At 67.8% G+C, this 18740-nt stretch carries 15 protein-coding genes and 1 riboswitch; of the genes, 4 read left to right on the plus strand and 11 right to left on the minus strand.

Annotated elements, in window-relative coordinates; translation table 11 throughout:
- Positions 1 to 84 precede the first annotated feature (84 nt).
- Complete coding sequence (locus PMI02_RS01335; protein ID WP_238538940.1) at positions 85 to 1311, plus strand: cell wall hydrolase; 1227 nt, start codon at positions 85 to 87, stop codon at positions 1309 to 1311.
- 367 nt (positions 1312 to 1678) lie between these two features.
- A complete protein-coding gene (locus PMI02_RS01340) occupies positions 1679 to 2407 on the plus strand; it encodes a calcium-binding protein (protein ID WP_238538941.1) in 729 nt (242 codons plus the stop codon).
- Positions 2408 to 2480: 73 nt separating this feature from the next.
- Here PMI02_RS01340 and PMI02_RS01345 read toward each other — a convergent pair whose 3' ends face one another.
- From PMI02_RS01345 to PMI02_RS01380, 8 genes are all read right to left on the minus strand, one after another.
- Positions 2481 to 3986 carry a lipopolysaccharide biosynthesis protein gene (locus PMI02_RS01345; protein ID WP_007677605.1) on the minus strand — a complete coding sequence of 502 codons (1506 nt, stop codon included), beginning with the start codon at positions 3984 to 3986 and terminating at the stop codon, positions 2481 to 2483.
- Positions 3983 to 6010 carry a glycosyltransferase gene (locus tag PMI02_RS25695; RefSeq protein ID WP_007677607.1) on the minus strand — a complete coding sequence of 676 codons (2028 nt, stop codon included), beginning with the start codon at positions 6008 to 6010 and terminating at the stop codon, positions 3983 to 3985. The genes PMI02_RS01345 and PMI02_RS25695 overlap by 4 nt, the downstream gene beginning before the upstream one ends.
- 2 nt (positions 6011 to 6012) lie before the next feature.
- Positions 6013 to 6879, minus strand: a complete 867-nt coding sequence (locus tag PMI02_RS01355; RefSeq protein WP_007677616.1) for a glycosyltransferase family 2 protein — start codon at positions 6877 to 6879, stop codon at positions 6013 to 6015.
- Between the two features lie 3 nt (positions 6880 to 6882).
- The gene (locus PMI02_RS01360) at positions 6883 to 8217 is read right to left on the minus strand and encodes a glycosyltransferase family 4 protein (protein ID WP_007677618.1); all 1335 of its coding nucleotides are present in this window, start codon (positions 8215 to 8217) and stop codon (positions 6883 to 6885) included.
- Positions 8214 to 9554, minus strand: coding sequence for a polysaccharide pyruvyl transferase family protein (locus PMI02_RS01365; RefSeq protein WP_007677620.1), 1341 nt, complete (start codon positions 9552 to 9554; stop codon positions 8214 to 8216). The genes PMI02_RS01360 and PMI02_RS01365 overlap by 4 nt, the downstream gene beginning before the upstream one ends.
- Before the next feature lie 143 nt (positions 9555 to 9697).
- Positions 9698 to 9961 carry a hypothetical protein gene (locus PMI02_RS01370; RefSeq protein WP_007677621.1) on the minus strand — a complete coding sequence of 88 codons (264 nt, stop codon included), beginning with the start codon at positions 9959 to 9961 and terminating at the stop codon, positions 9698 to 9700.
- A 180-nt stretch (positions 9962 to 10141) separates the two neighbouring features.
- The gene (locus PMI02_RS01375; protein WP_007677622.1) at positions 10142 to 10588 is read right to left on the minus strand and encodes a hypothetical protein; all 447 of its coding nucleotides are present in this window, start codon (positions 10586 to 10588) and stop codon (positions 10142 to 10144) included.
- Entirely contained in the window at positions 10585 to 12042 is a 1458-nt protein-coding gene (locus tag PMI02_RS01380) for a GMC oxidoreductase (RefSeq protein ID WP_007677623.1), read from the minus strand. Before PMI02_RS01380 ends, PMI02_RS01375 begins: the two co-directional genes overlap by 4 nt.
- Before the next feature lie 318 nt (positions 12043 to 12360).
- Here PMI02_RS01380 and PMI02_RS01385 point away from each other — a divergent pair, with 318 nt between their 5' ends.
- Positions 12361 to 13587, plus strand: a complete 1227-nt coding sequence (locus PMI02_RS01385) for a glycosyltransferase family 1 protein (RefSeq protein WP_238538942.1) — start codon at positions 12361 to 12363, stop codon at positions 13585 to 13587.
- Between the two features lie 51 nt (positions 13588 to 13638).
- On the opposite strand, the gene PMI02_RS01390 is transcribed toward PMI02_RS01385, so the two are convergent.
- From PMI02_RS01390 to PMI02_RS01400, 3 genes are read right to left on the minus strand one after another with little or no spacing between them, the layout of a single operon-like run.
- The gene (locus PMI02_RS01390) at positions 13639 to 15072 is read right to left on the minus strand and encodes a DegT/DnrJ/EryC1/StrS aminotransferase family protein (protein ID WP_052025402.1); all 1434 of its coding nucleotides are present in this window, start codon (positions 15070 to 15072) and stop codon (positions 13639 to 13641) included.
- A complete protein-coding gene (locus PMI02_RS01395) occupies positions 14993 to 16018 on the minus strand; it encodes a glycosyltransferase family 2 protein (protein WP_007677628.1) in 1026 nt (341 codons plus the stop codon). Before PMI02_RS01395 ends, PMI02_RS01390 begins: the two co-directional genes overlap by 80 nt.
- A 36-nt stretch (positions 16019 to 16054) precedes the next feature.
- Entirely contained in the window at positions 16055 to 16285 is a 231-nt protein-coding gene (locus PMI02_RS01400) for a hypothetical protein (RefSeq protein ID WP_036501740.1), read from the minus strand.
- Positions 16286 to 16348: 63 nt separating this feature from the next.
- A riboswitch (cobalamin riboswitch) is annotated at positions 16349 to 16592 on the plus strand.
- 170 nt (positions 16593 to 16762) lie between these two features.
- On the opposite strand from PMI02_RS01400, the gene PMI02_RS01405 reads away from it, so the two are divergent.
- Positions 16763 to 18736 carry a TonB-dependent siderophore receptor gene (locus PMI02_RS01405; RefSeq protein WP_036501743.1) on the plus strand — a complete coding sequence of 658 codons (1974 nt, stop codon included), beginning with the start codon at positions 16763 to 16765 and terminating at the stop codon, positions 18734 to 18736.
- The last annotated feature ends 4 nt before the right edge of the window (positions 18737 to 18740 follow it).

The following is an 18740-nucleotide window of genomic DNA, read 5'->3' on the forward strand; positions in this document are numbered from 1 at the left end:
CCTCCGAAGGTGCTACCCCCTCTGCGCCGCCGCTCACCCTTCCTGGAGTTTCGCGACGGCTCGGACCTCGCGCATCATGCGCGGGTGCACGACGAAGCTGCCTCGACATCGGCGGAGCCTAAAGGCTTCGTGCGGTCCAGCGCGATCCGGTTGGTCCGTCGGCTTGCGGTCGCGGCGACGCTGGCGGTGAGCCTGTCCTCCTTTACCCTCTCCTCGGGCCTCGCCGTGGCGCCGCCGTCGCGGCCCTTCGCGATGCGGAGCCCGGTGGCGGCGCCGGCCGCGCGGCCGCCGTTCGGTTCGGCGGCACCGGAGGCGGACACCGCCGGCTCTCCCGATGCGGCCCGTCTCATCAACTTCAAAAGGCCGCTCGACGCTGCGCCCGGACTGGGCCGTCCGTTCGGCTTCGCCGGGGCGGAGCTGGACCGGGGCAGGGCGCTCGCCTGCCTTGCCGCCGCGGCTTGGTACGAGGCGGGGGACGATGCCGCCGGCGAGCGTGCAGTGATCCAGGTCGTGCTCAACCGGCTGCGCCACGGCGCCTATCCTGCGAGTGTCTGCGGGGTGGTGTTCCAAGGCTCCGAACTCGCAACCGGCTGCCAGTTCACGTTCGCCTGCGACGGTGCCCTTGCGCGCCGGCCGAGCGGGCCGGCGTGGGACCGCGCCCGCGCGCTGGCCCGGGCCGCGCTCGAGGGGGCGGTCGACCCGGTGGTGGGCGAGGCAACGCATTACCATGCGAACTACGTCTATCCGTACTGGGCGCCCAGTCTGACCAAGATCGCGTCGGTGGGCGCGCACGTGTTCTACCGTTTCCCCGGGCGCAGCGGCGGCAAGCCCACCGCGCTACTGAACGGCCCCGAGCCGGTCGTGATGCAGTTGGCGGCGCTCGTAGGCGAGGAGCCGTCCGTCGGTCCGTCACCCCTCCCGGTGACGGCGGCGTCCGCGGCCGCTCTGGTGCCCGCCCACCCCGCGCCCCTTGCGGGCGGTGTCGCAGCGGGCGGAAACGCGATTCTCCTGGCGGTCGATCCGGCCGTGCCCGCCGGGCGGTGGGCCATGGATGCGCTGTCCCGCTGCGCGCAGAAGGCGAATTGCCAGGTGATCGGCTGGAAATCCGCCGCCCAGCTCGAATCCAACCGCATGCGTGCCCTGGAACAGCGCGACGTCCCGGCGTTCATCTTCATCCGCAATGCAGCCTCGCGTAGCGAGTTCGTCCTTTGGGACTGCGCCCTGGTGCCCCGGCCCGACCAGCGGCAGTGCATGCCGGCCAACGCCGCTGCCGTCAGGCGCCTGCTTCAAATACAAGTTAATGATAATTAAGGATTGATGCAAATTAAGCCGAAGTAAACGCCTAAACTTTTGTTTAGTTCCACAAGCTAACGTGCGTGAACAACGGCTCACCTTAAGTCAAGTTTGCCCTAGGTGATTACCCTTAGGGGTTCATCTAGGCCCCATTGCGAGTCGCAATGGAGCATCGCAAAGCATGTCCGAAAAACCGTTTAGTATATCCCGGCGCACCCTGATCGGTGCGCTGGCAGCGGCACCGTTTGTGCCCGCTGTCGCCAAGGCCGCATCCTCATCCTCCATCAACAGGCTCATGGTCCAGGGAAGGCCGCAGGATACCGGCTCCCCTTATAAGCTCGCCAACATATTGCCCGCGCTTAACAAATTGGGAGGCGTACGCAAGATGCGCTGCCGCGAGCCCTATCGCGGAACCGCCGGCTGGGCGACTTACGTCGGCCTGGCGAAGGAAGGCGTGAAGTTCTGCTTCACGCTCTCGGTGCGCGACATCCGCACCAGCATCGCCGACATGAAGGCCTTCTTGGTCGCCGCGCCCGGCTCCATCTGGGCGATCGAGTTCCCCAACGAGCCCGATCTCAACCCCGTGAGCTACAACGGCGTCACCGACAAGCGCATGGGCTTCCGCACCGGCAATGCACCCGCGCTGATGGCATTCATCAAGGACTTCCACGCCGCCATCAAGGTGGACCCGGTCCTGTGCTCGATCCCGCTGATCGCCAGCAACGACTTCATGCAGTCGCAGCAGGGTCGGTACTGCGACTTCGCCAATTCCCACATCTATCCCACGCCGCCGTCGGACGTGAAGGCGCGGGTGGCCGGCTTCCGCACCAAGGTCGTCGAGGGCAAGCATAGCCAGGGTGTCATCACCGAGTGGGGCCGCACCACCGGAGGCGGCGCCAAGAACAGCACCTCTCCGCCCGTGAGCCTAAGCCAGCAGGCGACCCTGCTGGCCTCGGACGTGCGCGCCGCGCTGGCGCAGTCCTATGTCCACACGATCAGCATCTACGAACTGTTCGCGTGGAAGGGCACGAGCGAAATGACCAACTTCGGGCTGTTCAACAACGACCTGAGCCCCCGTCCCGCAGTGGCGGCGATCAAGTCGGTGATCGCGTAACATCTAAGAAGGCCGGGCGCAGGCCCGGCTGTAAGGCAGCCGCCGTCCTGTCCTTCAGGGCGGCGGCCTGTCCTTACGGTACCCCCGTCGAGACCACCGGCGAAACGGACTTCTTTCGCACCCGCGCGATCGCCCCGCGCAGCAGGCCCAGCAGTTCGGCTTCGGCGCCTGCACAGCGGCCGCTGGCCAGCCACAGCAGGTGCAGCGAGCCCACGTAGGCCAAGGCGCCGAGCGGCGCGAGCAGCGCGATCCGCGCCATGGGGCCGGTGCCCAGCTTCAGCAGTTCGTGATCCGCCAAAAGGACGGCGGCCGACATCACCGCCACTCCAGCGATGGTACGGCGATGCGCGCGGAGCTGGTCGAGGCCGGACAGGCCGGTCAGCTTGGTCACCAGCGCCGAGGTGATGACCAGTCCGACCACCGAACTGAGCAGGCGTCCCCAGACCAGCCCCATGAGGCCCCATCCGGCCAGCCCGGCGGTCACGCAGGGGACACGCAGCATCAGGCCCCAGAGGTCGCGGACGAACAGCGCGCGCGTGGCGCCTTCCGCCATGGCCAGCGGGCGCGAGCCGGTGACGAGGGTCTGCATCGCGTAGCACTGGCCAATGATCTCGATCAGCGGGACAGCGATCATCCACTTGGGGCCGAGGGCGACGCGTACCATCGGCTCGGCCAGCAGCGCGAAGCCTACCGCGACCGGCAGCGCGACGATGCCGATGGCCCCTTGCGCGACCTGGTAGGCTCTGCGCAGCCGTTCCTTGTCGCCCTGCATCCGGGCGAAGCTGGGGAACAGGGTCTGGACCAGCGGCGTCGTCGCCTCGCGGCTCGGTATGGCGGAGATGTTGTCGGCCATCGAATAGGCGCCCAGCTGTGCCGGCGGCAGGAACAGGCCAATGATGAGCTGGTCGAAGCGCCAGTTGATCACGTTCATCGCCTGGCCGAGAAACAGCCAGCTCGAGAAGCCCAGCAGGTCCTTGGAGCGAGAGAGCGTGAAGCGCGGGCGGTAGGGAACGACGAGATAGCTCAGGATGGTGCCGAGAGCGCCGCCGATCGCGGAGCCCACGATGATCGCCCAGTAATTGCGCAACCAAAGCGCAAGGGCGATCGAGATCACCAGTGCCGACAGCTTCTGGACGATCTGCAGCAGGATCATCGGCTTGAAGCTCATCTCGCGCGTGCGCAGCACGACGAGGGGATTGGTCAGGCCGCTCAGCGCGCCGGTGATGCCCGAGAGCACGAACAGCGGTGCCAGCCGGTCGTCGCCGTAGAGCCACGCCAGCGGCTGGGCCGCCAGCGCGAAGCCTCCCGCTATCATCGCCGAGCGCACGAGCGCCATGGTCCAGGCACTGTCGATGTGCTCGCGCGTGACCTCGCGGCGCTGGACGAGGGCGGAGCCGACGGACAGCTCGGTCAGCGCGACCAGGATGCCCAGCACCGTCGTGCAGATCGCGACGAGGCCGAAGTCCTGCGGCGTGAGCAGGCGCGCCAGCACCACCAGCGCCGCCAGGTTGGCGAGGTTGGTCACCACGCGTGTCACGCCGAGCGCGGCGGCGCCCCTGGCGACCCCGGCCTTGCTCATGCCGCCGCGGCCGGGCCGGGCTGGGGTTCGCGCCGGATGCCGTCGCGCCACATGGCGCGCGCCGTCCGCCATGCCACCGCCAGTGCTCGCTTGCTGGGCACCTGCAGGAAGGAGCGGACGATGAGCATCAGCGCGGCGCGGTTTTCCCCGAAGCGGCGTTTGATGTCGGCTTCGACCAGCTTGTGCTGGGCGGCGATCGTGGCGCGCTCGCTGGCCCGATCGACATCGGCGAGGAGGTGCGCGAATATCGCCCGGTGGCCGGCGAGGACCTTGTTCATGTTGGTGGTGATGCGCTCGTGCGGGCCGCAATTGAAGCGCACCAGCGGAAGGCGCGCGACGCCCATCGGGCCCATATGGCGCAGGCGGAACCACAGGTCCCAGTCCTGGCAGCTGGGGAGCTGAGGATCGAAGCCGCCTGCCGTCTGCAGCGCCTCGCGCCGGATCACCGCGCCCGAGGTACTGCCCAGCGCGTTGGCGCAGCGCAGGTCCAGCAGCGAGGGGTTGTCGCGCGGGCGGTGGATCAGCTCGACGTTCCCGCCGACGAGGCGGAAGCCGCAGAACAGGCCGACGAGGTTGGGCCGGGCATCCAGCAAGGCGAACTGCCGCTCCAGCTTGTCCGGCTCCCAGGCATCGTCGGAATCGAGGAAGGCCACCCATTGCGACCCCGCCAGTCCGATCCCGGCATTGCGCGCCCGGTTGGCTCCGCCGTGCTGCATCTCGACCAGCTCGATGGTCTCGTCCTGCGCGCAGACCTCGCGCAGCCAGTCGATGGTGCCGTCGGTGGAGCCGTCGTCGACCACGTATATCTTCGTCACCGGCACTGTCTGCGCCTTGATGCTGGCGATCGCGGCGGGCAGCAGGTCGCGCCGGTTGTAGGTGGGGATCACCACGTCGACGCTGAGATCCGGCATGCTATTATCCGTTGTCTGCGTCATCGCTGCTTCTCCTCGAACCTGGTTGATGACGTCCATGAGCCGCGTGCCCGCCGCGCTCCACGTGAAGCGCGCAGCCTGCAGGCGGCCCTGCGCGATCTTGTCGGCGCGCAGCTGCGGATCGTTGCGCAGCCGCTCGAGCGCATCGGCCCATTCCCCGGGGCTGTCGGTCCCGGCGTAGAGGACGGCGTCGCCGCAGGCCTCCGGGATCGCGCCCGCCGGACTGGCGACGACGGGACAGCCGCACAGCATCGCCTCGAGCGGGGGCAGTCCGAACCCTTCGGTGCGCGAGGGAAACAGGATTCCCAGCGCGCCCGACAGCAGGCCTTTGAGCGCGCCGTCGTCGGGGCGGCCGGCGAAGACCGTGCCCGGCGGCGGCGCCAGCCCCGCAGTGACGAGCTGCTCGCGGCCCGGGCCGACCACGACCAGGCGTGTCGGGCCGGCTGCGCCCGAGGCGAAGGCGGCGAAGGCTACAGCGTTGTTCTTGTATCCCTTCGGGCTGCCGAACATCACCGCGTAGCTGCGTTCCTCCAGCCCCAGCGCCATGCGCAGGGCGGGGTCCTCCTCGGCGTCGAGGATGTGGTCGGCGCCGTTTGCGATCACCCGCGTGCGCGCCATCGGCGAGATCGAATGCTGGTCCAGCATCCGGCGCGAAAACTCGGACACGGTGAGCGTCACCCGGCTTGATCGGCCCAGCAGCGGCGTCAGCCAGCGGTAGCCGATCCGCTGGCGCGCCGGATAGCCGCAGTCCGCGAACAGGAACTGCACGTCATGGATCATCGTGATCTTGTTGCGGTGCGCGATCGGCGCGAGGTTGGCCAGGTTGACCAGAACGCCGTCGCGTGCCGCCAGCGGCAGCGTTACCTGCTCCCAGATCTGGTCGGTGCGGGCATAGTTGCGCCGTTCGATGACCTTCAGGGGCGGCACCCAGCTGGCATCGGCCGAAGTCATGAGATAGGCCCGCGGGCGCTGGTTGGGCGGCATGAGCGCCAGTGCGCGGTCGCATTCTCGGATGAGGCGGTCGGCGACGCGGTGCACGCCGTTAAGGCCGCCGCCGTAGAACTTGCCGTTGAAATAGATCGGCTGCGGCATCGTCACATCGTTTCCACGCGGCGCGGATCGATCCGGCCGGTCACCCAGTCGCCGATGGCGATCAGGTTGCCGAGCAGGCGGCCACGCCGGTCGATGTGCGGTTCGGGAAACAGGCTGCGCACCGCGTTGGAGGCGAGGTTCTGCGCCAGCAGCCGCTGCCCCAGCTTCGGTTGCATCGTGCCCTTGCGCCACAGGTGGACGAGGTTCGCCACCTGCGAATAACCGAGCCGCTTGCCGGGAGAACGGGCGCTGCGGGTGCCGAGGTGAATGCCGGTCAGCCGTTCGCCCGCGACCAGGCGCCCGCGCCGCGACAGCTGGTAGGTATAGTCGATGTCCTCCTGCCAGCCATAGAGCGGCAGCGCCTCGTCGAACCAGAGGCCTTCCGTGGCGGACAGGCGCACCGCCATGTTGCAGCCGTAGAGCGCTTCCCGCCGCCGGATCGACGCAGCCGAAGGCACGACATGGGCATCCAGCCGCGCCGCCGCCGCCTCGAAGGGGATCTCGTCCCCGTGGATGCCGTCCGCCAGGAGTTCCCCGGTCGCGCCGACGATGCCCGCATCGGCCGCGAACGTCTCCTCGATCACCGCGAGGTAATCGTTGTGGGGAACGAAATCGTCGTCGAAGAAGACGACGATGTCGCTGCGCCCCGCGAGCAGTCGCAAGGCCCGGTTACGCTGGCGGCACAGGCCCTTCTCGCCGAACAGAACCTCGGCCCGCACGCGGCCCTGCTCGATCCCCCGCACGTCGTCGGGCCGGGTCGCGGAGACCACGATGCCGTCGGGCGGGCGGGACTGGTCGGCCATGCGATCGACGGTGCGGGCGAGAAGCTCGGCCCGGCCGACGGTGGCGAAGACGACGTGGATGCGCATGAATTACATTCCCCTTGCGGCGCGGCGGCCGTGCAGCGGCACGACCACGGAAGGCGCGGGACCATCCTGCGGGTCCCGCCCCGCCTCATCGACACTGCGCCGCACGGCGGCGATGAGGCCAACCCGTCCGGCGTCGAGGTATCCCTCGTAGCCCTCGAGCAGCGCGTCGATCCAATGCTCGGGCGACAGGGCCAGGGCGGAGGTACGCAGCTGCGCGTTTTCGCTCATGCGGCGGGTCCGATCGTCGTCGTCGAACAGCGAGCCGATGGCAGCGGCGAACCCATCGACGTTCCTCGGGTCTACCGCCAGGCCGGCCCCGGCGGCGACGATGTCCGGCGCGATAAGCGCGTCACGCGAGGAGATCACCGGCAGTCCGCTCCACAGGGCCTCGACGGCGGCGAGGCCGAAGGGCTCGATGTGCCGGCTCGGCATGACGGCGACGCGCGCCCGGCGCGCGAACTGGCCGACCGCCTCGGGGGGGTGCCGGCCAACCCAGTCCATCTCCGGGTAACGGCGCCTGAGTTCATCCAGCATCTCGCCCGTACCCACCGCGATGAGCTTCACACCGGCGCGCCGGCATGCCTCGGCGGCAAGGTCGATGCCCTTGGTCGCTTCCATGCGGCCGACGAAGAGGACGCCGTGATTGCGCTCGGCGGCGATGCGCTCCGTCACGAAGGGCCGCACCGGATTGGGCAGCACCGACATATCGCTCGGCGTCAGGCCGGAGCGGGCGAAGTAGCCGGCCATGCCGCCATGGATCAGCAGCAGCGGCGGCAGGTAGTCCGCAAGCACGCGGTTCTGGACGCCCTGGCGCGCCACCCGCCAGGCCTTCGACACCGCGCCGCGCCGGTCGCAGGCGGATGTGATGCACGAGAGGCTCATCGGCGTTGCCGGGCAGGGCGCATCCTTGCCGAAATGGAACATCGCCCCGTTGGGGCAAGTGAAGAAGAAATCGTGCGCGTGGACCAGCGTCCGCCCGCGCACCGCCGCCAGCGCGCTGAACAGCGCCGGCGACAGCACCTGCGACCATCCGTGGACGTGATAGACGGTGCGCGGCGTGTCGTTTTCTGTGATCCAGCCCCTGATCATCATTACGGCCGAGCGGTTGTAGAGGCCCTGGACCATCGCCTTCGCGCGGCTACCCTCCAGCAACCGCGCCTGGCCCAGCGCGACGACCTCGATCCCTTCGCGCACGAGGTCGTCGTTGCCCTCCGATCCGCACAGGACCGTCACGCGCAGGCCGCGCCGGGCGAACTGGACCGCCGATTCCAGCGCCAGCTGGGACGCGCCGCCTCGCGGCTGCGCAAGATCGTTGATGACGACGATGCGGTCGATCATCGCGCCGCCGCTCCCGCTGTAGCGCTAGCCAGTTTTACCGGCATCGGTCGCATCGGCATCTCGGCGGCGTCTGCCGTCAGCTTTCGCGCCAGCGCATGGATCGCACCGGCCGCACCTCCGACCAGGTCGGCGTGCACGTCCTCGTCGATCCCCAGTTCGATGGCGATGGAGGCGAGGTCGGCGAGGTGCATCGGGCTGGTCTCGCGCGGGTCGATGACGAAGCCGGCCCGGCCGGTCTGCTCGAAGAAGCTGCGCAGCTTGCGGTCCCATGCGAAGCCCACCGTCGGCACCTTGTAGGAATAGGCGACGATGCAGGCGTGGAGCCGGTGGGCCAGTACGCAGTCGAACCCCGCGAGCGCGTGCGCCAGTTCCTCCGGGCAGCTGAAGTCGGGCGCGAAGCGGATGCCGGGATATCGCTCGAGGCCCAGTTGCAGGCGGTCGCGGAACAGCCGGTCCTCGGGGCTGCCGTTGGTGAACATCACGACGTCTCGGCCTAGTTTCATGAGCTCTCGCGCGGCGGCGCGCATCCACGCCTCGTGCTGCCCGTCATCGTGGGCGCCTTCGTGATGGAGGCGCAGCGCGATGGGCGCCGTCACGCAAAGCCCTATGCCGCCAGTCTCAGCCGCTTTGCGAGGGCTTCCGTACTGGCGTGCGCTGAGCAGTCCCGGGTCGGGAGCCAGAGCAGCTTCCCCGACGCCGAGAGCACCCATGACCGACCGCCACATCGCGACGGAATCGACATCGCGCACCGAAACGCTGACCAGACGCGCGCCCAGCAGCCGCGCTGCGAGGCGGTTTCGCCCCGCCGCCGACCAACCGCCGGACACGCCAACGCTGGCGATGGCGACCGGCAGCTTGCGCGCATTGGCGAGCTTCAGGCCCTGGGCGATCTTAACCGGAAAGTTCTGGTCGACGTCCTGGAACAGCGCGCCGCCGCCGACGATGACACCGTCGCACTTGCCGAGCCACCGGCGCCAGCGCGGGGCGAAGCGGAAACGAACCAGCACCATCAGCAGCGCGGGCACGAGCACCGACCGCACTTGGGGCGGCAGCATCTCGATGATCGAGAGCATCCCCATGCGGCTGCGGCCATGCCGCCGGCTGAAGCCGGTGCGGCCGGCAAGATCGATGGACACGGGATCGATGAGCGGGTCGGCGCGGCGCAGTTCCCCCTCGAGGCATTCGGCGATGATGCCGTCGCCGAGGTTGGGACTGTACTTAACGTTGAAGATGGCGATGCGGTGAGCGGCGGCGGTTCCATCGCCATGCGCGGGGCCGCCGCCGGCCGGCGGATCGTGGGGCGGGCGGCGGAACGACAGCTGGTCAACGGCTTCCATGGATGATCCTTGCGTTGCCTGCATCATGTGCCGTCATGACCACGAGGGTATGGGACAGCGCCCCAAGGGCGAAGAGGCGCGAAAGGGGGGCTACCGAAGGGGTAGAGGCGGGCGCGGGGCCCAGGACGCGCAGGACGGCGCGTTCAACAGGCCGCCCCGTCGAACTCCAGCTTGTCGGCCAGCGCGCGCAGCAGTTCGGGAAGCTCGCCCGACATGTCGAAGCAATCGTAGAAGTTCACGGTCGCTCCCAGCATGGCAAGCGCCAGCGCGTTCGCCGGCAGCCCGGTGTTCATCATGCGAGCATAAATCGCCGTAAGCTCGTGCGAGGCGGGCGCGAGATCGCGGTAGTCGATGTCCGCCGTGCTGACGTACTGCAGCATGCGCTTGACGGGGGAAACATCGTGCATCGTCCACCTCGAACTTTTGAGGAATACGAAAACGGAAGCGCGCCTCGGGAAGGTATTTGGGCGGCCCCTGAATCGGCCTGCCTGTATCGGGAAGGTGCCCGAACAGCGCCATTTCTATGAAGTGTTCATCACTTCGAGCGGGCCCCGGCGGCATCCTAGCCCTTAAGAGGGGGCGCCGGGTCACGCGAACTGCGCGAAGGGGTTGGTGCAGGGGTTGTCGCGGAACAGCCCGCGGTACTCCAGCTGCCCGGCTTTCCCGAACCCGTCCAGCCCGGTGGCGAGGGCAAATTCGGTGAGCAGCTTGCGGTCGAACGCGGCGGATCGCGCTGCCAGGCCGTGGTCGAGGTGAGCGAGCGCCTGGGCTCCGGGCACGATCTCCAGGAGCCGCAGCATGTCCGCCTCCGTGGATTTCAGCTCCCGGGTGCCGGCGCTGAAATCCGTCACGAAGCGGTTGAAATCGGCATCGGCCATGGTGAAGGGGCCGACGAGGCGGTGCAGGATCGCCCGGATCGCGTCGCGCTGGTCGCCGGTGCCCGCAAACACCGCGAGCGCCCCGACGCCGCCCAGTCCCGCGATGCCGATCCCGGCAAGGACGCCCCGCCGGCTGATCCTGCCGCCCCCGCTCACGCCAGCACGCTCCGGGCGGAGCGGATGGACATCGCCCCGACCGTCAGGCTGGGGTTGCTTGCCGAGCATGTCGGGAACACGCTCGAGCCGACGACGACGAGATTGCGCAGGGTGTGATGGACCTGCTGCGCGTCGACCACCGAAGCACCTGCCTCGTTGCCCATGCGTAAACTCCCCTGGAGGTGGCTTTCCGTCGGCCGCACCAATCGCCGCTCGATCCGCTCCACCGGCAAGGCGGCGAGGATGGAGGGGAGCTGGGCGAAAGCCCGCTCCGCCCCGGCCAGTGCATAAGCGCCGGGCTCCCCGCCGACGACCTTCGCACCCCCGTCGGCGCCGAGTACCACGGCGTCGTCGTCGTTCGGCAAATCTTCGGCGACGATAACGATCGGCAGGGTCTGGCGCCACTTGCCGGGCTCGGGACGGAACCCGAACTTCCACCGGTTCTCGAAATAGAGGAGGGCCGAACCCGACTTGCCGCGGAATGCCCCGTCATAGGCGCCGTAGTCGAGCCCCGTGGTGATCGTGCTCCCGCCGAAGTTGTCGACCCCATCGAGCATGACTTCCACCTCGACGCCGTAGGCCTCGTGCAGACCCTTGCCGACCGGTCCCTGATCTATGCCGGAGCGGAGCAGGATCGCTGGCGAATGGATCGCATTCGCGCCCAGCACGAAGAGGTCGCCGTGGACGGTGTACTCCTTCCCCCCGGACTTGAACCGGACCGAGCGCACCGCGCCGGCGGCAGTGTTGAGGTGGGTGACCTCGGCGCCCGGGCAGACGCTGACGCGCGGGTTCTGGAAGACATCCATCAATCCGTTGTTGGCCGTGAATTTCGCATCGACCGGGCACAGCGAGCAGCGGTGGTTGGCGCAGCACGCGGTGCGCGTCTCGGTCGCTTGCCGAGCGCGGGCGGTTGGCATGACGAAGTGGAGGTCCGGCCTCGCCCGCTTCAGCAGCGCGTCGGGCGCGGAGGGGTGGTGCGGTGGCTGGGGGAACGGGCGCGAACGAGGCAGCACACGGGCCATCTCCTCGTCCCCCGAGATGGACATGACGTCCTCGGCCTCGCAGTAGAATGGCTCCAGATCGGCATAGGTGAACGGCCAGTCGCGACCCGCGCCGTAGCGCGTGTGCAGCTGGAAATCGGAAGGGTGGAAACGCGGCGTCTGGGCGAACCAGCAGTTGGTGCCGCCGCCGAAGCCGATGGTGAAGTTCCAGGGGCGGGGGCCGGCGTTGTCGTAGGTGGAGCCGGGCGCGATATGGCTTTGCCTGCCGTCTTCCCACTGATCGGAATGGCTGCGGATCTCGCCCCATTCCAGGACGAGGACACGGCCCGAGCGGGCATGCTTCAGCGCCTCATGGAGAAAGAACCCCGAGCCGAAGCCGGAACCGATGATGACGGTGTCGAAATGGCCGCCCGCAACGTCCTGCGCCCTGACCTGTGTCTGGAGCGTCGCCACCTAGCGTGCGTTTCTCGAATGGCCGACGGGCTTCCCCATCGGTCCGCGTCCGGCCCCCTCGTTCTGCTGCACTCTTGGTATCTCCAGATGACGCTCCGGGCATTGCCGGACGGACCGGCCCTCCGGTTTTGCGACACAAGGAAATTCCATTTCGGACGCGGCGGCAATCGTACCTGAGGGATTAGTCCTATCGGGTAGCCAGGACCTTCGCGGCAGCCGATCGTCCGCCGTGAAAAACGGCGTGATTGCTCCATCTGCTACCCGCGCGTGCGCGCGAAATCGGAGTAATCCCATGGGGTACTTGGAGCGTCAGTCGGGATGAGCGATGGAAAGCGGCTTAACAACAATTCGGCAATGGTGGGATCGACCATGGCAACCCAGTTATCCGCGCATGCCAGTCCGCTCATCGACTGGCCATCGCAACGCGTACCCACTCCCGACCAGCCCCGGCTGTTCATCAACGGCCGCTTCCTGGTGCAGCAGGTGACCGGCGTCCAGCGCGTTGCCCGGGAGATAACCACCGAGATCGATCGCATGCTCGAAAACGGAAAGCTTTGCGCCGATATCACCTTGCTGGTGCCCCCGGGCCCGTGGGTCCAGCGTCTATCGTTGAATCGCATCAGGGTTGAGACGATCGGAAGATTTAGAGGGCTGTTGTGGGAACAGGTGGCGCTTGCTGGCCATGTGAAGGGGGGCACGCTGCTCTGCCTGGGCAACAGTGCCCCGGCCCGCGCCCTGCTGGACCCCAAGACGCGCGTGGCCGTGATGATCCACGATGTGTCGTTCCTCGACTATCCTGGAGCCTACAAGTTCCTCTATCGGCTTGGTCACAGGCTGATGCTGCCACTGCTGATGCGACGGGCGCGGGCCATCCTCACGGTATCCGAGACAGAAAGGGCGCGGCTCGAGCGGCTCGTCCCCGAAAGCGCGCCGCGCATCACCGTGGCACCCAACGGCGGATGGAGCGCAGACGAGGCAGCTCCCGGCCCGGCCGCGGGAGCGGAGCCAGCGCTGCCGCCGCCGGGCTACGGGCTTTATGTGGGGTCATTGTCGCATCGCAAGAACTTCGGCCGGACCCTCGCCGCCGCCATTCGCCTGGCACGCGAGGACGGTCTGCACTTCGTATTCGTCGGCGCGGCGGGCAAGGTGCTGCGCGAGCCTCGGCGCGAAGTGCCTGCGGACGTCGCAGACCGCATCCATTTCGTCGGCCAGGTCAACGACCCCGCGCGCCTCTCCCGGATTTACCGGGACGCCCGCGTGCTGCTGTTCCCCTCGCTGTACGAAGCCTGCCCGCTGCCTCCCGTGGAGGCGCCGCATTTCGGCTGCCCGGCGGTGGTTTCCAACATCCCCGCCATGTGGGAGCGCTGCGGACGGGGCGCGACCTACTGCGACCCGACCTCGGTGGAATCGATCCTGCGCGCGATGCGCGAGGTCTTGGGCGATTCCCCAAAACGCGAGCAGGCGATAGCCGCCGGGCATGACATGGCTCGTGAGAGGCGCTGGAGCGAGCAGGCCGCGACCCTATGCGCGGCAGTCCTCGGGTAGGATGATCCGGCGGGCCTCGTCGGACCCGCCTGATACCCCTTTTGATCGGCGTCAGGCGATCGCGGGCAGGGTGCGTACGGAAGGTATCTCTACCGATTGCACGCGTCCGCGCGCTGCCGCCAGGGCTGACACGACCCTGGCAATGTCGGCTGCGGCCATGCGCGAGCCCATGGGCAGACCGAGGAGGGTGCGGGACAGGTCTTCGGTGACCGGCAGGGCGTCCCGACGGGCTTCGCGCAGGTGGTCGTGCATGTGCATGCCTCCGCCGTACCAGAACCGCGCCTCGATACCCGACTCTTCCAGTACCCGCCGGAGATCTTCGGCGCGTGCGGGGTCGGTGCAACGGTAGAGGATGTAGTTCGACGCGATCTGCGGATGCACGACGAGGTCTCCGGAGGGCAGCCCTTCGTGCAGGAACGCCGCGCGGTAGGCGCGCGTGGAGCGGTCGAAGTCCGCGCGCTTGCCGGCCCAGCCGTCCAGCTCCGCCAGCGCGACGGCGGCGTGGTATTCGCTCATCTTGCCGTTGAGACTGGCCCCCTGGCTGTTTCGTGACCCCATGAAGCCGAAGTTCGTCGCCTGCATCGTCCTCGCAGCTAGCGCCGGGTCCGGCCAGACGACGCAGCCGCCCTCGCCGCAGCCGAACGCCTTGGTGGCATGGAAGCTCAGCGCCAGCGGCACGCGCGCATCGCCGTGCATCTTGCCGTCGGCGAGCGCCTCCACGGCGGCGGCGGCGTCGATTACGACGCGTATGCCGGTGGCGTGCTGGAACCGCGCCCACCCCTCGACGTCCAGCGGGCGTCCGTAGGCGCAGACCGGCACCACCACGCCCACGCGGTCGAGCATCGGGTGCTCCGCCAACCGGTCGGGATCGAGCGTCCATGTCTCCGGGGAGACGTCGGCGAGATAGGGCTCGTAACCGCACTGGCTGACCGCAGCGGCGGTGGCGACGAAGGTATAGGCGGGGCAGATGGCGTACGGACGTTCCGGACGCGCCGGTCCCGCATGGGCCAGGATGGCGGCGACCAGCGCTGCGGTGCCCGAACTGGCGGCAACGACGCTGCCGTCCGCCAGTTCGAACCGCGCCGCCAGACGCTTTTGCAGCGCCGTGACCAGCGGCCCCTGGTTCGAGTACATCCGCGACCGGTCGATCTGCCGTAAGTAGGGTGCCATGGCGTCGGTCGTGGGCAAGAGCGGTTCGTAGGCCAGCAGCCTGCGGTGCGTCGTGCTGGCGAAGGTCGGGCATCGGTCGGCCGGGGCGGGGCAGCCGGCGCTGCCGATCGCCCACAGGTGTCCGAAGTCGCCGGGTGTTTCGGCATCGTCGGTCAGCGATGGTTGCCGCGTGCCGGGGGAAAAGAAGCCGATGACGCTGTCTCCTGTATGCGATGCGAAAGTGCGGCCCGGACGATCAGCGACCGCTGGGCGCCTGGAGCAGGAACTGCCGCCCTCTGCCGGTGCCGGACGTTCGGACGGTGCGCTGGTAGGCACGGCGAACCGCCCGCACCATCGCTCCCGGCGTGACCAGCAGCGGCAGGGCGAGCGCCCAGAAGCGCGGAACCGAGGCGTAGCGACCGGCCAGATACATCGCCGCGCGCACCGTCTCCCCGAAGGAGGCGCCTTCGGTCTTGGCATTGACGACGCGTGCGATCACGTGGGTGTCGAAGATGCGCCTGCTCATGGCCCGCTGCGCTGCGCGGTCGTCGGCAAAGAGGGCGCCGGCGATCTCGTCGTAGGCTCGCACGTCCACCCGCAGTCGCTCGAGCCACCCGACCCGGCGCTTGAGTTGGTCGTTGCCGGAGCGGAAGCCCACGCAAGGTTCGTGGACCACGCCCCACCCGCCGTCGCGTCCGACCGCCAGCCCGGCGATGAAGACCTGCGAGTAAAGGTTCGCCATCGACGCCGACCGGGGGTCGGCCGCTGCCTTTTCCCAACGGCTGCGTTTCACGAGAGTGGCGGATATGTACCCGAGCAGTTCCGCGAGGCGGCTGAATGCCGGTCCGGCGCCCTTGATGTATTGTGTCCGGGGCATCTGTCTTATGCCGGTGATCTTGCGCATCGTCACGTCGTAGTCGACCACGCCGACAGTGACGGCAACCGCTTCGGGCCACTGCGCCAGCGCCGCGAGCACGCGCCGCACGCCGCCGCGTTCCACCCGGTCGTCGTCTCCCATGAGCCAGACGTAATCGCCGGTCGCGCGCGCGGTCACGGCGGCGATGTTGCGGTCGACGCCGACGTTGACGGGGTGACGAAAACTGACGAGCCCGGGTATCCGGTCGCGATATCGCTCCAGCACTTCGGCCGTGTCGTCAGGGGACGCGTCGTCGGCGACGACGACTTCGACTTCGGGCGTGGCCTGCGCAATGATGCTGTCGAGGAGCTCTGCGAGACAAGTCGATCGATTGTAAGTGGGGATGCAGATCGAAATTCGCGGCATATTATTTCCCGATTGCAACAGGCATTCCCTTGCCACCTAAAAATACATCACAAGCTGCGATGCACGTCCATACGGCGAAATCTTGAGCATTTTTCGCCAGTTGTCGTAATCCGCAGAATTGTGCGGCTCATCGGCAATTCCCTTGATTACCGGATGGCGTTTCCATCCTCCCGAAATCATGGACACGCGCGCCCGTCTACGGCGGCCGAGGGCGGCGTCGCCGCCTTGCAGCAGGATGCGGAATCGGACCGTGGCCGCGATATGCATCGAACGTCTTGCGGTTACAAAAGCCTGTGTCTACATGCGGCGCAGTCGAAGCACTCAACAGTACTTCGGCAAGATCGCGCTGGTGCCCCGCAAGGGGCTTAATAGGGAACACGGTGAGGACTTCTTGTCCGAATCCGAGGCTGTCCCTGCAACTGTAAGCGGCGAGCGCGATGCACATGTGCGGCGGGACAAGGTTCCACGCCGCCAGCCACTGGGCCGGACGCTAAGTCATGCGAGGCCTGGGAAGGCCGTGCATCGACGCATTGACCCGTGAGCCAGGAGACCTGCCCGCGCATGGTCGCTCTTGCCTTGGTCCAGGGGATGGCTGCGGCACGGAACTCCGTCTGAGCGACGCATGTGCGGCGAGGGCCGCACCGGCACATGTGCCGGGCGCTCATGGCGTCCGTCCGGCGCGTGCACCGGCCGTTCGCGCGGAAGCCCTCGTCAGTTTCGCTGGCGCCGACGGGGCTATTTGCAATGCAATCACGATACGTTTCGCACACGGCGCTTGTCGCCGCCCTCCTGCTTGCGCCCGGCGTGGCCACGGCCGACGAGGACGCGGATTCCATCATCGTTACCGGCACGAGCGTCGAGGAGACGCTGCCGCAGGAACTCAGCCGCTACGGCAGCGACCTCTACCAGGTCAGCGAGCAGGACATCGACGACCGGGGCGCGGTCGACGTCGCCGCCGCGCTGCAGACGGTGCCGGGCCTTTACGTCATGCCGGGCAGCGGGCCGTTCAGCTACGTCGACGTCTCGCTGCAGGGATCGCGCACGCAGGACGTTCTCTGGACGGTGGACGGCATCCGCATCAACAACCGGCTCTACGGCAGCACCTCGCCCAACGACACGCTGCCCGCCAGCATGGTCGAGCGGATCGAGGTGCTGAAAGGCGGCGAGAGCCTGTTCTACGGCACGCAGGCGGCGGCGGGCGTCATCAACGTGGTCACCCGCTCGTTCAGCGACGAGTTCGGCGGGCAGGTCAACGCGCAGGTGGACAGCCGTGCGGGCACCAACGTCGATGGCTACGTCCGGGGCAGCGTGGGCAGGCATCGCTTCGTCGCCTGGGGTTCGCACAATCGCTCGGAGGGCTACCGGCCCTACAGCGAGATGGAGCCCAGCGCGACCGACCGCAAGCGCGGTTACGACCTGTGGTCGATCGGCGGCAAGTACCAGTACGACTTCAATTCCGACCTGCTGCTGAACCTGCAGTACCAGCATACCGAGGCCAAGCTCGACAACCTCTCCGCGATCCGCGTGCGTGAAAGCCGCAACGATCGTAACGAGGAGATCGCCAGCATCCGCCTCGACTATGTCGGCAGTGACACGGTGCAGCTCTTCCTCAAGGGTTATTACCACGACTGGAACACCGCCTACGTCCAGATCCGCAACGACCTGACGACCGGCGAGCCGGTGGTGATCTACCCGGCCGGGACCTATTGGGGCTACAAGGACTTCGGCGGCAGCGCCGTGGTCAAGCTGCGACCGCATCGCGGGCTGGAGTACCTGGTCGGCTATGACTTCCAGAACTTCAAAGGCCGCGACGACGTCCTGCTGATCGGCAAGACCAAGGAGAAGGTGCAGGCCGGCGTCCTGCAGGTGCGCACCACCGACGACCTCTCCGACCGCGCGCGCCTGTCGGCCGGCCTGCGCTACAACGACGGCAGCGGGTCGAAAAAGACGGTCTGGAACGTCTCGGGCCGCTTCGACGTGAGCGAGGACCTTTATCTCGAGGCGAACGGGGGGACCTCGTTCCTGCTCCCCACCGCGTCCCAGCTTTATCAGATCGATCCGTGCTGCGAGAAGGGCAACCCGAATCTCGAGCCTGAGGAAAGCCTCGGCGTCAACGTCAGTGTCGGCGGCCGGCTCGCGAGCGGAGCCGTGACCTGGAAGGCGACGGCTTTCGCGCGGCGCATCGATAACCTGATCGACATCGACTACGACGATCCCGCCTATCCCGACGGCATCTACACCAACGTCGACAGCAAGGTGAACGTGCGCGGCGCTGAACTGCAGTTGGGCGCCAAAATCGGCGACGGCTGGGAGCTTTCGGCGAGCTACACCTACACCCGCTCGCGCAATTCCGGCTCGGGCCTCCAGCGCGACCGCACACCGGAGCATTTCGCGCGCGGCGCGATCGCCTGGCGCCCGACCGACATACCCTTCGGCGCCAACGTCTCGGTCAACTGGGTGGGTGACACCTGGCGGACGGTATCCGGGTTTGGACGGCGGAACTACGGGCAGTACCTCGTCGTTGACGCGGGCCTGCACATCTACCCGGATGGCGACGCCCGGCGGCACCGCTTCGGGCTGAACGTCGAGAACATCTTCGACAAGGACTACGCCTCGGGTCTCGGATCTGCACTGCGCGACAACGGCAGCGGGCGCTTCCTCTACTTCACGCGCGGCGTGCCCCGAACGCTGCGGATGAGCTACGGCCTGGCGTTCTGAGGGA

The organism is Novosphingobium sp. AP12, assembly GCF_000281975.1.
Lineage (GTDB): Bacteria > Pseudomonadota > Alphaproteobacteria > Sphingomonadales > Sphingomonadaceae > Novosphingobium.

Excerpts from the sequence above, each read along its gene's own strand:
- PMI02_RS01360 (WP_007677618.1), bottom strand. The coding sequence starts at position 8,217 with ATGATCGACCGCATCGTCGTCATCAACGATCTTGCGCAGCCGCGAGGC.
- PMI02_RS01340 (WP_238538941.1), top strand. The coding sequence starts at position 1,679 with ATGCGCTGCCGCGAGCCCTATCGCGGAACCGCCGGCTGGGCGACTTAC.
- PMI02_RS01395 (WP_007677628.1), bottom strand. The coding sequence starts at position 16,018 with ATGCCGCGAATTTCGATCTGCATCCCCACTTACAATCGATCGACTTGT.
- PMI02_RS01365 (WP_007677620.1), bottom strand. The coding sequence starts at position 9,554 with ATGGAAGCCGTTGACCAGCTGTCGTTCCGCCGCCCGCCCCACGATCCG.
- PMI02_RS01400 (WP_036501740.1), bottom strand. The coding sequence starts at position 16,285 with ATGCATATCGCGGCCACGGTCCGATTCCGCATCCTGCTGCAAGGCGGC.
- PMI02_RS01385 (WP_238538942.1), top strand. The coding sequence starts at position 12,361 with ATGAGCGATGGAAAGCGGCTTAACAACAATTCGGCAATGGTGGGATCG.
- PMI02_RS01355 (WP_007677616.1), bottom strand. The coding sequence starts at position 6,879 with ATGCGCATCCACGTCGTCTTCGCCACCGTCGGCCGGGCCGAGCTTCTC.
- PMI02_RS01405 (WP_036501743.1), top strand. The coding sequence starts at position 16,763 with ATGCAATCACGATACGTTTCGCACACGGCGCTTGTCGCCGCCCTCCTG.
- PMI02_RS01345 (WP_007677605.1), bottom strand. The coding sequence starts at position 3,986 with ATGAGCAAGGCCGGGGTCGCCAGGGGCGCCGCCGCGCTCGGCGTGACA.
- PMI02_RS01370 (WP_007677621.1), bottom strand. The coding sequence starts at position 9,961 with ATGCACGATGTTTCCCCCGTCAAGCGCATGCTGCAGTACGTCAGCACG.
- PMI02_RS25695 (WP_007677607.1), bottom strand. The coding sequence starts at position 6,010 with ATGCCGCAGCCGATCTATTTCAACGGCAAGTTCTACGGCGGCGGCCTT.